Raw genomic sequence first — 15,489 nt, forward strand, 5'->3', positions numbered from 1 at the left:
TTTCCGGATAAACTACTCCTTCGGCAGCCCATCTTCAAACCCACAATCGCCACTGCTTGCAGCTATATCCAGGTTCCAGGCCGAAGTTAGGAAATAAGGCGCTGTACTATCGGCATTCTTAGTGCTATAGGTACATTTAATCACCCTGCTTTCGCCCGGTGCCAGTGAGATATAGTTATCGCTGAAGATCACTGGTAAAATATCGTCACCACCTTGCCCTTTTAAAGCGCGTAGATGTACAAAAAACGCAACTGCACTCCCTGTATTTTTTATAATTACTATATGCGAGGTGCTGTCCCCTTCAGCTTTACCGGTTTGACTAACCACTAATTTAGTTTTGGGTAAAGATTGCAGGGCCGAATAATCCGCATAGGCCGATTGCGGCGTAGTAAACCAGTTTGACTTTTTCCAGTTGAGCTCATCGCTTTTTTTGGAGAGCCAATACCAGTTGATGCTTTCAGTTTCACCGCTTTTATCGTTTAATTCAAGGCGCAACAGATAAGTGTCCGTTAAACCCGTAATGGCGGGCAGGGCGAATAATCTTTTTGACGCATCGGCACCAATATCGGCAGTAGTGGTTTTACTGAATTTACTTGATCCGTCCAAGGTATAAACATCAGCCTTAACTTTTAAGCCAGTAAAGGTTTTTAAAAAGGAGTTGATAATTGCTACCTCATTTGTTTTGTAAGAATACAGCACATGCAGCGGCTCCATCGCTTTTTTCATGCCAAAATAAGTGCCCGCCGGGTACAGGTAATAATCATATGTATGCCAGATAATACCCGGCCATGGATTGCTCAGCATCCATTGAACTACCCCCGTAGCAGTTTGATATTTATTCAACCCGTATGCTTCCATCATAGCGCGGTGGGCTTCATAGTTTTGGGCCTGTGCCTTGGCTACATAGTTTTTGACGGATGCAGTTTCGCCGTAACGGCCGTAAAGCGCTTTGGTGAATACCTTTGTGGTGCCAAATGAGCCTGTACCGCAATGATAGTTCCAGGCGGCCGAGGTTACGTTCAGCGAATCTTTAGGGATAAATTTCACCAGGCTTTCATACGGCGGGATTGACGGGCCGGGCGAAATCTCGGTAGCAAAACTGTAAGTACCGCCATACTTTTTGGCGGCATCGGTTTCCCAATAAACAGGCGGTACCCACTCATACGGGCCGGCCATTTTTACGCCACTATAACCCGATACTTTTGATTTACTTTCATTAGCGGTTGCTAATAAGGGGTTAGGCCATTTTAACTGCTTTTCAATCTTCAGGTAATCGCGCTCAACCGAGGTATCTGTCGGCGGCATATCGCTGCCATTGAGCCATACAAACAAGCTGGCTTTGTTGCGCAGCCAGTACATCACACTGCTATCTGACGCCATGGCAACTTTTCTTTCGGCCGCGTCCCATTTTTCGGGGTGTTGCCAGGCGCCGCAGCACATCCAGCCGTTCATCACCATCAGACCGTATTTATCGCACAGATCGTAAAAATTATCGTCTTCCATTTTACCTTCGGAGCGTACAATGTTCATGTTCATATCCCGTACCAACCGGATCTCCTGCTCCTGCCTTTCGGGCGAACGGCGCTGGAAAATATCAGGCGACCAGGCCGCGCCCCTTAACATGATAGGCTTGCCATTCACAATAAACTCACGCGACTGGTTATTATCAATAATCCTGGATGTAAACTGCCTGATCCCAAAGTTTTCGCTCACCGAGTTGCTCAGCTTTTTATTAACCACAGCCGATACTTCAATGCGGTTGAGGTTTGGCTTACCATATTGCCAGGGCCACCAGACGGATGGATCTTTAATATTAAGCTGCCTAAACTCCAAAGGCGAAAAGTTTACATTCTTCGACTCGTTAGCCAGCAAGTGTACTTTTTTTTCGAAGGATATATTTTCATTGATCCTGCCTTTGATCACCGCATCCTGTGGTTTATTGGTATAGTTAGTCACCTGAGCATCTACTGTTAAATGGGCTACCGCAAGCGAAGGCAGGTCAAAATCTGTTGTAACCAATGGAAACTTCACACCTACTTTATTGTAAGTTCTCACTTCAACATTATTGATGATACCACCATTATAATCCTGCGGATAGGGAATCCAGTCGGCATAATCAATGGCAAGGTCGCCATCACGTTTGTTTGGGGTAAAAGGCCTAAGCACTTCAATAGCTAAAGTGTTGGTGCCGCTATAGTTGATATTTTTGGTGAGATCAAGATCAATGATGCGATATGGGCCCTTCACTTTTGTTGAATCGGCTATTTTAACCCCGTTGAACCAAACGTTGGCTTTATAGTTGATACCATGTAAACGAAGGATCACGTTTTTGCCATTTTCGGCAGCAGGCAGGGTAAACTCCTTCCTGAACCACCATGGTTTATCCAGCTTCGGGTCTGCCAGTTTTTCAAGGTTCCTGCCCATAAATGGGTCGAAATTATATACGTGATTGGCCAGTAAGCCAGCTAAAATGGTTGATGGCACGCTTACTTTATACCAGCCCTGGGTATCAAATTTTTCTTTCGAAACCTCCGTAGCGGCGGCGGGCACTGTAACTGTCGATTGCATCTGCCAGTCATCCTTCATCAGTAAGTTAAAATTCTCCTGCCGCTCCTGCGCAAATGCCCTTGTACTGAGCAGGGCTATTACCGACATTAATAATATTTTTTTCATGGTAGATTGACTTTACTTCTGATTGTCGTAATACAAAGCAGCCGCACCAATGATACCGCTGTTTTGCAGTTCCGAGATCTCGATTTTTATACGTTCAAGCGTTTTTGAGTAGGCAAAAGTTTTCACCTGCTGCCACATGGTATCTTTAAAATATTCAAAAGCCTGGCTTACCGATCCGCCTAAAATAATCAGTTCGGGGTCATAGGCGTACATGATCATTTTTATGGCGTTGCCAACATGGTTTCCTAATTCGGCATACAAACCTAATGCACTCTCTTCGCCGGCCTGCGCATCTTTAAATACTTGTACGCCATCCAATCCGTACACATTGCTAAAGAATGAGCCGCTGCAATAGTACTCCAGGATGTTATCGATATAAGGAAAAAGACCTATTTCTCCCGCACCGCAATTATGGCCTGCGTACAGTTTGCCATTGGCAATAATGCCGGTGCCAAGCCCGGTGCCAAGGGTCACGCCAACCATGCTGTCAGTATCTTTTCCCTTTCCAAAATATAACTCGCCTACGGCAAAACAATTGGCGTCATTATTTACATATACCGGGATGTTGTATCGCTCCTGCATCAGTTTTTTCAGGTGCACTTCCTTCCATGAGGGAATATATTGCACGTCATAAACAACACCTTCGGCTACATCAACTACGCTGGGCACGCCTATGCCTATGGCGCTGGCCCTATCGTTTTGCAGCAGGGCATCAACAACGGCATAAATATCGTTCAGCACATCTTCTACACTGCCGTCGCTTTTTATCCGTTGCGATACAATATTACCGATGGCATTATGATTAACCATCGCGCCGCGGATATTGGTAGCACCCAGATCAATACCTATAACTTTTATATTGCTCATTTATATATTATGCTTTATTATCAAAAATAGTTTTGTTGGTAACCAGCGGCTTAGCCCAAAAACCGATGCTAAGCATGTAGCCAAATGTAATGTACAGGAAAAACATTCCCTGTCTTAAGCCAAACAGGCTGCCCAAACCGCCTATCAGGAGCTGAACCACTGCGCCGCCAATAATCCCTGTAACCAGGATCCCGGCAAATGAACCGTGATCTTCAGCTATCGAACTCAACGCCAGCGAGAATATAATGGGGTACATTACCGACATGAAGAAGCCAACTATTGAAAATGAATACAATGATGTTTGAGCGCTGCCGAACAAGCTAAGCGTGAGGAAAATGAGTGCCAAAATGGTAAAGATCACCAGCAGCTTGCGGCTATCCATCAGTTTAAGTAAAAACAAACCTAAAATGCCGCCGGCGGTCATCAGTCCCCAGAAATAGGCTACCGCGCTGGCACCTGTGGTTTGCGGATCAAACTTGTGGTAAACAAGTAAAAATTGCGACATCCAGTAGGATACGCCCTGCTCGCTGCCCACATAACAAAACAAAGCTATAAAGTAAGCTATAACGACGGGCTTTTTAAAAAGGTCGACGTGGGTTTTCCATGGCCCGGCTTTTTCATCGCTGGCCAGTTCAACCTTCGGAAATTTAGATATCAGCATAATCACGAACATACCTAAACAAATAACTGCAAACAGCCAGTACAGCGAGATCCAGGGCATGGCTGCGGGTACGTGCGCCTCAAGCAAAGGGAAAATACCACCTTTGCTGCTCCCCATGTTTTTAACCATGTATGAATAAACCAGCGGACTAACAAATGATGCCCCGCCAAATATGAGCTGTGCCAATACCGATGTAAAAGCGTAATTTTCCTCCCCGCCCGATGTGCGGAGCAGCGGATTAATCACCACCTGCAGCATAGCCATACCGCAGCCAATTAAAAACAAGGATATAATGGCAGTAAGATAATTAGGATAAACAGCCAATAGTAAAGAGCCAAAGAACGCCACCACAAAAGCAGCAACCATAATGGTTTTTTCATTATACTTTTGAACCAGCATGCTCGACGGAATTGACATAACCCCATAGGCAATAAAAAACGCAAAGGGCAATACCCCTGCCATTACATCGCTCAACTTGAAATCCTTAATAAACTCGGGAGATAACGGCCCGATAATATTGGTTAAAAACGAAATAACAAAAAACGTAAGCATGATCAGCGTTACGATGTAGTAGTTTTTCTTCATCAACTGGAGGGTTATGGTTTTTGGTTCGGTATAAACCTAAATATCGGTAAAAAAGCCGTTGGCGGAATAATTTTACAAAAACTCATTTAAATTGTTACACTTCCTTTTTAAAACATTTTAAAAAGTTTAAAAGCAATCGATCTCAACCTCTTTGGTAATATCTTGTTAACTTAATTCAATCAAAACATTTAGAGTACATGAATGTGTTAATGGAACAAATACCTGCTATATGACCCCAAAAAAAGAGAAAGAGCTTACTTATATCGAAAAAGTATGGCACACTGTTGCTATTGTTGCCTTATTGGTTGTAGTGATACTGATAGCCCGGGTGGCTTTTAACGTACTGCTCATGGTACTTTCAGGCGCACTGATCGCGACTTATTTTCATGGCCTTGGCGACCTGATAGAGCGCAACACGAAAATGCCGAGGCGGTATGCAATGATCATATCTGTAGTTGGTTCATTTTTAATTGTAGCAGGCTTGTTTTATTTAATGGGCACAACCATACAGCACCAGATAACTTTACTTAAAGATACGCTTCCGCATACGGTTAATAATTTTAAGGCTAAGCTGGCTTCAAACCCAACGGGGCAGCAAATACTTGATTATTTTTCGGGCGATAATGATCCCGATAAAGTTGTGGTTACGGTACAGCACTTTTTCAGTACCAGCTTTGGCGTGCTGGGTGATATTTATATCATCCTGTTCCTGAGTATTTTTTTTACTACCAATCCCGATGTTTATAAAAATGGCATTTTAATGCTGCTATCAGATCAAAAAAAACCTTTGGGACAAGATATTATGGACAGGATCAGTCTTTCATTAAAAGGCTGGCTCAAAGGGATGCTGCTCTCTATGGTATTATTGGGCTTGCTGCTTACCACAGGCTTAAGCATTATGGGAATTCCGGCGGCATTGATATTAGCCTTATTTGCAGGCATGTTAAAGATCATCCCTAACCTGGGTTCGGTTATAGCCATGATACCGGGTGTATTACTTGCACTTACCATTGGCACAAATACCGCTATTATAGTGGCACTCATTTATGTTGTATCGCAAACCGTAGTGAGCAATATCGTAGTGCCTATAGTACAAAACCGTATGATCAACCTTCCTCCCGCGCTTACCATCATCAGCCAGGTGGTTATGGGAACGCTTTCGGGGGTACTGGGTATCATATTGGCAGTTCCTATTGTGGCCATTATTGTGATTTTGGTTGATGAATTGTATGTTAAAAAACTTGGCGATGCCGAGGTAATAGCGCATTAAGGAATATGACCTCATCAAAAAAATCGATATATAGCGCACTAATTGCCAACCTGCTCATAGCAATAACCAAATTTATAGCGGGCGTTATAGGCCGAAGCGGGTCTATGATCTCCGAGGGAATCCACTCGGTAGTGGATACCGCTAACGAATTGCTGCTGTTGCTTGGTCTGCACAGGGCCCGCAAAGAGCCCGATAAAACCCATCCTTTTGGCTACGGTAAGGAGCTATACTTTTGGTCGTTCATTGTATCTATCATGATATTTGGCCTGGGCGGAGGGCTATCTATTTACCAGGGAATATTACATATCCGCCAACCCGAACCCCTTGGCGATCCTACGATGAGTTATATCGTTTTGGGATTATCCGTCATATTTGAAGGCTCGTCGCTCATCATCGCCCTGAAAGAATTTAATGCCATAAGGGGCGATCAAACCTGGTGGGATGCCGTAGTTAAAAGCAAAGACCCATCAACCTTTTTAGTGATGTTTGAGGATAGCGCAGCCGTTGCAGGGCTTTTTATTGTTGGCATTTGCATGTTCCTGAACCATCGTTATCACATCCCCGTGCTTGACGGTATAGCATCATTATTAGTTGGTTTAATTTTGGTTCGTGTTTCGGCCATATTAGCCCGGGAGAGCAGGAGTTTGCTTATGGGCGAAGGCATTTCGTCTGAATCGCGGACTAAGATAAGCACCCTCGTTGAACAGGATAATGCCGTTTTAAAGGTGATGCACATGCTGTCAACCTATCAATCGCCCGATGAAATTATTTTGATGCTGATAGTAGCTTTTAAAGAAGACTTGGATACCCAACAAATCAACGAAGCTATCGGCCGGATCCGGGATTGTATTAAGCAGGAGTTTAGTTTGGTGCGCTTTGTATTGGTACAGCCCGAAACATTTTCGGCAGAAATTACTGAAACAGGCAGCGTACTTTAATTGTATATTAGCTATTGATAACAAACACCTATCTCATGGAAGAACAAAAATTTCATTACGCAACGGTAACCGAAGCGATAACCAAATTAAAAGAACAGGGCTATACCCATGAATTTAGCCTGGAAGGTGATCACCTCAAAGCAGGCGCGGAAAATTTCCCGGTAAAAGAATTTGAAATAGTGGACCTGTACCGCTACGAAGGCCCCTCCGACCCCGCCGATGAGGCTATTGTTTACGCCCTTGCTTCAGCGGAAGGTATTAAAGGCACACTGGTAACGGGCTATGGGATCTCGACAGATGAGGCGACTATAGAAACGCTAAAGAATTTACATTATAAGTATCAGCAGCGCCGACAATAGTCTGGCCCTTTAATCGTAGTCACCTTAGTTCCAACACACATTTCAACCTTCACTTTAAAGGAAGGCAACCATCTCGGGATAGTAAATTGACCGAAAGAAAAAAGGAATTATTTTAGATACTCTTCGTAATACTTTGTTATCAGCACCTGCTCATGAAATGTCGTTCGGATAATTTCGCGGCCATGCTTGCGGATGTGATCTAATTTTTGCGTTGCAAGGTGAGCTTCGTTCAGCTTTCCGACAATGTCGACGGTATTTAATGTACAAACCCAGCCCAAGTTATTTTCACCAACAAAATCAGAAAGACCTACATTTTCGGAAATTAAAACAGCTGTACCCATATGCAATGATTCAACCACCACATTCGCGAAGTTTTCATTAAAGGAGGTGAGGACACACAGATCAGACTGGTTAAGCCGTTCAAATTTCTCATCCCGGTTCACCCAGCCTATCCAGTCAATTTTTGAAGCTATATTTAACTCAATTGCAAGTTGTTTCAATTGCTGTATATATGCTTCCTCGCCATCGCCGGCAATAACAAGTTTCAGATTAAAAGAGAGCTTGCTTATAGCAGTAAACAGTTTTTCAAGTCCTTTTTTATGATGAATGCGCGACATAAAAATAACCGTGAAGCATTCATTGCGGGGCGCCTTTATTTCGATATCAGGTAATGATAAAATATTAGGTAATACAAAGCCCTGCCAGCCCGGAATCAACTTCCTGCATTCCATATATTCGGATTGGGCGGTAGCGTGCAGCACGCATTTCTTTAAAATTTTACGGCCACCTAATTTATGGATCAATTTTTTGTAGCTGCTGTTTCCGCTTTCAAATACGTACCCGCTTAGCATGCCGCGGGGCGCCAAAATCACTTTGGTTTTACTGAATAAGGCGATCCGTGCAGCTATTACGCTTAAAATGCTCCACCACGAATGGATGTGGATCACATCATAATGGCCGGCGGTTTTAATAAGCCTGCGCCATAATGCCGGACTAACGTGCGTATGATCACCGGTGATCCGTTTAAAATAAATTACATTAACGCCTTCCACATCCATTACAGCGCCTGGTGTTACATCCAGTTCGGTTTTACCGTTGGCTGTAGTGGTAAAAACGTCAACAACATGCCCATTAGCTGCTAACCCCTCGCAAAGCCGCGATACAGATTCAGTTGGACCTCCGTAGCCGTAAGCGGGTTTATAAGCAGGTATAATGTGCAGTATTTTCATAAAACATCATTAGCAATATGCGAATGCAAATATGCATCCTGCGAAGGGATTATTTAGCCTGCTGCAATTTTAAACCCCAAATTAACGAGGCATAAACGGAGCAAGCAAATCCTGAAGGAAACCAACGGTACTAACTCCTAAAGATTATCTGCGCTGCGCTCCCTGCCGGGACGAAGTAAAAATAAAAAATGTTTAACGCCGCAGCTCAATTAAAAAGAAGCAGAGTTAAACATTTTTTGTTAGACCTTAATATTTTAACCGGCTACTTTGTTTTGGGCAGGTTTAAAATTAACATCATACAATACCATGCTATCTTCAATAACTCGATGCCCATAACTTACGCCCATCCAGCGCTCAACCGTTACATTTTTACCTTCCAATACTTTATAATCTTTAAAGAAACACTCAATCTCTTTAATAGTATGTGGCGGCAGTTCGCTTAAATCATTTATGTAGTTTACCGACATATCATTATTAGCAACAGCAATGATTTTGTCATCCTGTTCGCCATTGTCAACCATATGCATTACCCCTATCACCTTAGCTTCGATAACAGACAACGGAAAAACATCAACCGAGCATAAAACTAAAATATCAAGCGGATCCTGATCATCACAATAGGTTTGTGGGATGAATCCATAATTGGCCGGATACATTACTGACGAAAAAAGAACACGGTCTAACTTTAAAAGCCCGGATTCTTTATCAATCTCATATTTAGCTTTCGAACCCTTAGGAATTTCAATAACGGCGTTTACAATATAGGGGATTTTAGGCCCGGTTGAAACTTCATGCCATGGATGCTGTGTATTCATTGGTAGTAATTCAATATTTTGGTTATTTTTTTATGAAAGTACTAACAATTTACCGATTCAATTAAAATATTTTCATTTTATTTCAAAACGCGTTATTACTCAAATGCTCCAAAGAGCTTGTTACCCTTCAGTTTCAAGGGTTTACGGTTGTTATAAAAATACGGGTAGTATGTATGCTTTTGATACATACTTCAAACTACAAACTAAGAAGCTGTTTAAAAACGATAATTGCCAAATGTAGAGACGCATCACATGCGTCTCCCGTATGCAATTTATGCATGCTCGTCTATTGAACGCGGCTTGTCCTACGGGAGACGTATGTGATACGTCTCTACAAAAAACATTTATTTTATTCGTTTTTAAACAGCTTCTAACATGACAAACCAACAATCGATAAACCGCAAGGGCGACTGGCGGGTTTAAATCAATAATCTACCCATGCAAAAGCATCTGGCGATAAACCATTTTTTATTCATCACCCTGTTATTTAACGATTAGTAACCAGCCTTTACCTTTTTCAACCGGGATCCTGTCGTTCAGGCCAAATGTTTTGCCCTGCTGATAGCTTTTAATTTCCGGAGCGGTAATAGTCGCTTTTGCCGGGTCAATGCCTAATTTTTTCCAGTCGATATTTAACTGAAAATCGGTATCTCCATCTTCCCAACTCGCAACGGCTATCATAGTGGCACCCTCTTTTTTGTAAACAGTTGCTATAACTTTGGCTTTATCGGTTTTTACCGGGTTATCATCAACCCAGTAACCAATCATTTTTGTGCCTTTCATACCAAAATTATCCCAGGCTTTCCAGATCGGCCGCGGATCGGCGCCGTCGCTCCATGGCATACGGTTAGTCATGCCGTAAACCATGCCACGCCATTTGTTACCACCACCCTGCAACATCTCGCCCATCAAACCAAAAGGGATCCCGCTCACTTCAGTCAGGAAAAAATCGGGATCATTTTTTTCATAATCGAAATACTCACCAAACCATAAACGGTTGAGGTAAGGAAAATGCTCCATATACAGGTTAGCGCTGTTGTTAAAACCATCGCTTTTATTGTATTGATTAGCCGAGTGCAGATCTATAATACCTGGATGACCATTTTTAGTCAATACACGTTTAATGCGTTTCATGGTAACACGGTCAAAAGCCACATCATCCAGGTAAATACCGTCGATACCAACGTTTTGAGTTAACCAGTTCATGCCTTCCACGTAGTAATTGTGCCAGCGGTTCATGCCACTGTTGATAATGGCGGCGTCTTTAATTTCAGGTACAAACCATGCGGCTATATAATCATCGCCCACATGCTCCTGTAACCAGCTGAAGCCTCCACCCTTACCCGGCGAATAGATCTCATGGCCCAAACTGCGTAGCGCAAAAGTTTCGTACGCATGGTTGGATAGCTCGCGGATGGTATTATAGATCTTCACCTTTAACCCCGCAGCATGTGCCGAATCATCATAAGCCTTCATTTTTTGCCATGCTATGAACGGGTAGTTAATAGTTGGGTTTATTGCTGTTGCATGATGAATATTGATAAGTGTTGCGCCTGCGCTTTTTATGGTATCAATAGGTTTGTACGAGTGATAAAACCTTGTTGCCCACTGAAAATCGGTATTGATGGTATGGAAAGGCGTTACCAGCAGGGTAAAGTTGTAGTACAGTTCATCGCCTTTTTTCAGGTCGCGCTCACCGCTGTAGTTGTTGGCTAATACTGCTTTACCATCAAACGCTAATTTAATACCACCTTTGTTATCATTACCCCATGAAGTTGGCAGTAACAATGGCTTTTGCAGATAAAAATTGGTATTCAGCGGACGACCATATTTTTCATCCCTCAATGAATATTGCAAACCGCCGTTCACATTACCTATCCAGGCGCCATCCTGGTTTTTATGGGCAACGTCCCATTTCCATTCAAAGTTTTCAGGGCGATAGCCTCCTTTTTGACCAAGGCCCATCATGTATTTGGCGAAATCCTTTTTAAAAGGAATGTGCATGGTAATATCCTTCAGGCTAACATTCTGAAGGGCTTTTACTTTCACGGTATAAGCCATAAAGCCGTCAAACTCCAGCGAGGCGGTTACATCCATCTGTAAACTATCATTAGCGCTTACTGCCGTCCACTGCACTGTGCCTGCCTCTTTTTTGGTGAATTGCACACCCTGGCTTTTCAGGTTTATCTTTTTACCGGCGGCATCAATAAAATGAAAGTGAATGCCCTCGGTAAGCAGGTTATTAGGTGTTGTCGCGTACTCCGTCATTTCCGGGGTAAAGTAAGTCTGGATCTGTTTTGGGAAACCATCTTTATTCACCTCCACTTTACGGCCAAGCAGGCTAATAGTATTGCCGCTTATTTCAAGCGGTGTATATGGCGCAATGACGGTATTTTGTTGTGCCATGGTTGAGTTTAACCAGCCCAGGCGGGTCATTTTATAAGGTTCGCTCACACCGCCATCTTTTGATATTTTGCTGTTTACTTTAACAGATAAAGCAATTGTTTTTGCGGGTTTCCCGTTGATGCTGATGGTAGCTTTGCCGGTATAAACCGAAGGTAATATGGCTGAAGGTACATCTACCCCGCACCATAAGGCCTGGATCTCCCCCTTGGCAATATCTACTACTTTGCTGAGTGGCCTGCCATCGTAGGTGGTGCCACCGGCGTTAATACAAAATAACGCCGAAGCTGGTATAGCCTTACCCGTTGCAGATCTCAAGTCGCTGAATGTTACCTGTATGTTTTTTATATTCTGTAGCGCGTAAATACCCAACTGAAATGCAAAGTTTTCTCCGCGGGCAGCTTCACCGGTATATTTGCTTTGCGGACCAAGTTCTATCCAGCGTTGGGGTAAATCTTTGGTCATGCGGATAGAGTTCATCCTGTCTTCCGGGAAAACCAAAAATGCTTCAGATTTATGCTTGCTCAGCAATGCTTCAGTTTCAGCTTTGGTAGCAATCACCTCCATCGGATAAAAGCTGTTAAAAGCGTCAATAGACTGAAATTCTTTTACCGCAGCTAAAGGCACCTGCTTACTGTTCACGGCACTAAGCCACTCTGTAGAAGCTGTATTTTCGGGTTTGAGATAAACACCTTTAGGATAGTTTGAGCGACCCTCATTTTTATAAGGCATGTAATACACAAAGTAAGTACCCTTACCCGATGTTGGCTCAAAATACAGTTCGCCGCTTTCACGGTTTACGGAACCAACTTTTACATTGGTTATTTTTTGTTTGGTTTTAGCATCCTGAATGATAATCCGCTTGTTTTCGGACTCATTATCCCTGCGCCGCCAGTTGATCACTGCTTTAGCCACTTTACCTGTACCATTAAAGGTTAACACCACACGGTGGTTACCCAATGAATCGGCCAGCCAGCATTTATCGCAATTGGTATAAGGTACTTTTTGCGCCGAAGCAGCAAAGCCGGATAAAAGGAAAGTGAAAGCTAAAAATTGTTTTTTCATGAAATAAATTTAGTCAGTCTTTTTATAATGTTGTTTCAGGAATTATAATTCCTAAAACCGCCGCCGCTCGGCTCCAGCCGAGTGGCAACTATTTCACGGCCTCCGGCCGCAGTGTTAAGCAGGCCAGAGGCCTGGAGATAGCGGTCACTCGGCTGGAGCCGAGCAACGGCATTTGTTATTTATTACTGATTATATAGCAGGTGTAATCCCCTGGCCTTCCCAATAATCAATAATAGGTTTAAAAGGCCCATATTTATGCTGTTGTTCAGAAAAAGGATCTTTAAAAGGCCCTTTATCATAATCAATCGCTTTTTCTTCATAATGCGGATAATCAACCTCTTTCGTAGTTTTTGGCAACGGGCGTTTATGTTTTTTATCGTCATTTACAAAAGCCGCAATATCAAGTGCCTGGGCATCGGTTAAGAAAGGTTTTCCTTCGGCAGTTTTATCGTAAGGCATGTTGCCTTTTAGCCACTGCGCCAGCTTAACAACCCTGTGCATACTTGAACCCGGGCGATAGGCCAATAATCCCCACACCGGCGGGTATTCGTAAGTTACGTTATCAAAACGCATTTTACCTTCGCCGTTTTTCGCATGGCAACGCTCGCAGTTTTGAGCGTATAAAACCTCGCCCCTATCTGATGATGCAGCCACATCCGGCAACTCAACTTCCATGTTTTTTAAACCTTTGGTAGTTTTTGACACATTCGACGAATCGCTCAGAAACTTCAGATAAGCCATGATCGAGATCATTTCCTTTCCATCCAACGGCAGCGGCCTGCCTAAATTAGGACGCATTACGCAATTATTAATGCGTTCGGCCAAAGATAGAATCCTTCCTTCTCTCGCCCTATACTGCGGATAATCGCGAAACGACCTTATCAAGTTAAAGGCATATGCCCTTGTACCGGCATCGCGGTGGCAATTGGTACAATTCATTTTATTGCCGGTATAATGTCCGTTCACACCTTCGGGGCCGATATAGTAAGCAGTATGCAGCATTAACTCCCTACCATAACGCACGGCCGCGCCATATTTGCCGCCCGGCATTTTGGTAGTATCTACAGAAACCAGGTTATTCACAGCCGCTGAATCAGCTTTATTTGCCTCTTCGGCCTTGCTCCCGCTACAAGAAACTAACTGGGCAATGCCCGCCAAAGCGACTAACAACATCAGCAAAGCTATATATTGATATTTCTTTTTCATTTTTAATGATCTACGGTTTTAAAAAAGGATCAAGCTGTTCGTATTTTATAAACCCGGCGCGATAGGTTGGTACTGATGTCTCCATTGTCCATTGTAAAACGCCTTTATTATTTGCCAATACTACAATGTGCCTTTTGGAGCAGCATACCAATGTGGTTGTATCATTGATCATATAGGCACTGCCCATCCTCCCGTTAAAAATTTCTTTAGGTAATTTGATGTGCATGGCAATAGTTGAAGTTTGATTTTTTTCATCAATTTTCATTGAATACACGCCCGACTGGTGTTTTTCCACCCCGTTATCAAAAAACATGAGGTTTCCCTGCTTATTAATGTGGGCTGCGTGGGCCTGGGTAAAGTTGCAGTCGACAGGCATAGCAATGGTACCACCCTCGCCAAATTTGTAAATCACTTTACCATTATGGGCGTCAATCTTCCAGATTTGCCCGTTGTTATAAAAGGACATCAGATAGTTGCCGTCAACATCATAATTTAAACTGTTGGCATGCATCCAGTCTTTTTTTGTTTTCAGGATTTTGGGGTCTTTCAGCGGGTCCATTACATCAAACACACTCCATTTATAAAGCTGCTTGCCGGCTTTATCCATCACCATAATGCCATCTCCGTTAACCGTATCCTGTTTACTTCCCCCTACCGATGTTAGATCTATAATTTTCTTATCCACAAAAATGGTTACCAACTGGCCCTTATCGTTCTTCAATATTTCGTGATGAATGGTTTGCTTGAAATCGCCCTGCCCTTTGGTAAGGTGCAGTAAAGTATCGCCTAACATATTAATTTCCAAGATCTCACTGCCGTAGCTGGTAGGTTCATCATTTCGGCCTAAAATAGAAAGCAGGGTTTTATCCTTCGTAAAATTGATCACTTTAAAACCCAGCCTGTCAATCATGTGGTACCACCTGATTTGCCCTTTAGCGTCAACCAAAAATGCCACACCCGGTGCGTAGCGTTTATTGATTAGCATCAAACCGTCATTAAACTGTGTTGGAAGCGCGGCTTTCGCGGCAACTTTTGCATTGAATTGTTCCTGCAAAAACAGCGGCAACTGGTGCGATTTAAAAGTATGGGTTTTGCCAACTACAGTATCACCGCCGTCAACAGTTACTACATGGTATGAATAAGTAGTATCGGGCAATATATTCAGAAGCACAAGCTTATATGAGTTAGCATTTCCTGTAGTGGTCGATCTGTACTTTACCGGCTGCTTACCTTCTATCCAGTATTCGGCGTACAGATCAACAGGCTTGCTGGTCATAACATCAAGCTTAATTTTTAGCTCGTTATTATTATACAGGCCTATGTGAATTTCTTTTATCAGATTGCCACCCGAGCAACCGCAGATGATCGAAATCAACAGCCCTGTTGCTAAAACTTTAAACCAATCCTTCATCACTAAT

11 protein-coding genes are annotated in these 15,489 nt (G+C 43.1%); 3 read left to right on the top strand and 8 right to left on the bottom strand.

Annotated elements, in window-relative coordinates:
• Window positions 1-12: 12 nt before the first annotated feature.
• From ACP26M_RS11735 to ACP26M_RS11745, 3 genes are read right to left on the bottom strand one after another with little or no spacing between them, the layout of a single operon-like run.
• Window positions 13-2,673: a glycoside hydrolase family 2 protein gene (locus ACP26M_RS11735; protein WP_426589035.1), complete on the bottom strand. Its 2,661-nt coding sequence runs from the start codon at window positions 2,671-2,673 to the stop codon at window positions 13-15.
• Window positions 2,674-2,685: 12 nt separating this feature from the next.
• Window positions 2,686-3,540: an ROK family protein gene (locus ACP26M_RS11740; protein WP_426589037.1), complete on the bottom strand. Its 855-nt coding sequence runs from the start codon at window positions 3,538-3,540 to the stop codon at window positions 2,686-2,688.
• Between the two features lie 7 nt (window positions 3,541-3,547).
• The gene (locus ACP26M_RS11745) at window positions 3,548-4,786 is read right to left on the bottom strand and encodes an MFS transporter (protein WP_426589039.1); all 1,239 of its coding nucleotides are present in this window, start codon (window positions 4,784-4,786) and stop codon (window positions 3,548-3,550) included.
• A gap of 229 nt (window positions 4,787-5,015) precedes the next feature.
• Here ACP26M_RS11745 and ACP26M_RS11750 point away from each other — a divergent pair, with 229 nt between their 5' ends.
• From ACP26M_RS11750 to ACP26M_RS11760, 3 genes are read left to right on the top strand one after another with little or no spacing between them, the layout of a single operon-like run.
• Window positions 5,016-6,056, top strand: coding sequence for an AI-2E family transporter (locus ACP26M_RS11750; RefSeq protein WP_426589041.1), 1,041 nt, complete (start codon window positions 5,016-5,018; stop codon window positions 6,054-6,056).
• Window positions 6,057-6,061: 5 nt separating this feature from the next.
• On the top strand, window positions 6,062-6,994 hold the full coding sequence (locus tag ACP26M_RS11755; protein ID WP_426589043.1) for a cation diffusion facilitator family transporter: 933 nt from the start codon (window positions 6,062-6,064) through the stop codon (window positions 6,992-6,994).
• Between the two features lie 35 nt (window positions 6,995-7,029).
• Window positions 7,030-7,353 carry a phosphoribosylpyrophosphate synthetase gene (locus tag ACP26M_RS11760; protein ID WP_426589045.1) on the top strand — a complete coding sequence of 108 codons (324 nt, stop codon included), beginning with the start codon at window positions 7,030-7,032 and terminating at the stop codon, window positions 7,351-7,353.
• Between the two features lie 107 nt (window positions 7,354-7,460).
• On the opposite strand, the gene ACP26M_RS11765 is transcribed toward ACP26M_RS11760, so the two are convergent.
• The 5 genes from ACP26M_RS11765 to ACP26M_RS11785 form a co-directional block, all read right to left on the bottom strand.
• Complete coding sequence (locus ACP26M_RS11765; RefSeq protein ID WP_426589047.1) at window positions 7,461-8,582, bottom strand: XrtY-associated glycosyltransferase XYAG1; 1,122 nt, start codon at window positions 8,580-8,582, stop codon at window positions 7,461-7,463.
• A 254-nt stretch (window positions 8,583-8,836) separates the two neighbouring features.
• On the bottom strand, window positions 8,837-9,397 hold the full coding sequence (locus ACP26M_RS11770; RefSeq protein WP_426589049.1) for an inorganic diphosphatase: 561 nt from the start codon (window positions 9,395-9,397) through the stop codon (window positions 8,837-8,839).
• Between the two features lie 483 nt (window positions 9,398-9,880).
• Entirely contained in the window at window positions 9,881-12,865 is a 2,985-nt protein-coding gene (locus ACP26M_RS11775) for a glycoside hydrolase domain-containing protein (protein WP_426589051.1), read from the bottom strand.
• A 189-nt stretch (window positions 12,866-13,054) separates the two neighbouring features.
• Window positions 13,055-14,071, bottom strand: coding sequence for a c-type cytochrome (locus tag ACP26M_RS11780; protein WP_426589053.1), 1,017 nt, complete (start codon window positions 14,069-14,071; stop codon window positions 13,055-13,057).
• A 10-nt stretch (window positions 14,072-14,081) separates the two neighbouring features.
• A complete protein-coding gene (locus ACP26M_RS11785; RefSeq protein WP_426589055.1) occupies window positions 14,082-15,482 on the bottom strand; it encodes an aryl-sulfate sulfotransferase in 1,401 nt (466 codons plus the stop codon).
• Between the last annotated feature and the right edge of the window lie 7 nt (window positions 15,483-15,489).

Source organism: Mucilaginibacter sp. R-33 (genome assembly GCF_049949235.1).
Classification (GTDB): domain Bacteria; phylum Bacteroidota; class Bacteroidia; order Sphingobacteriales; family Sphingobacteriaceae; genus Mucilaginibacter.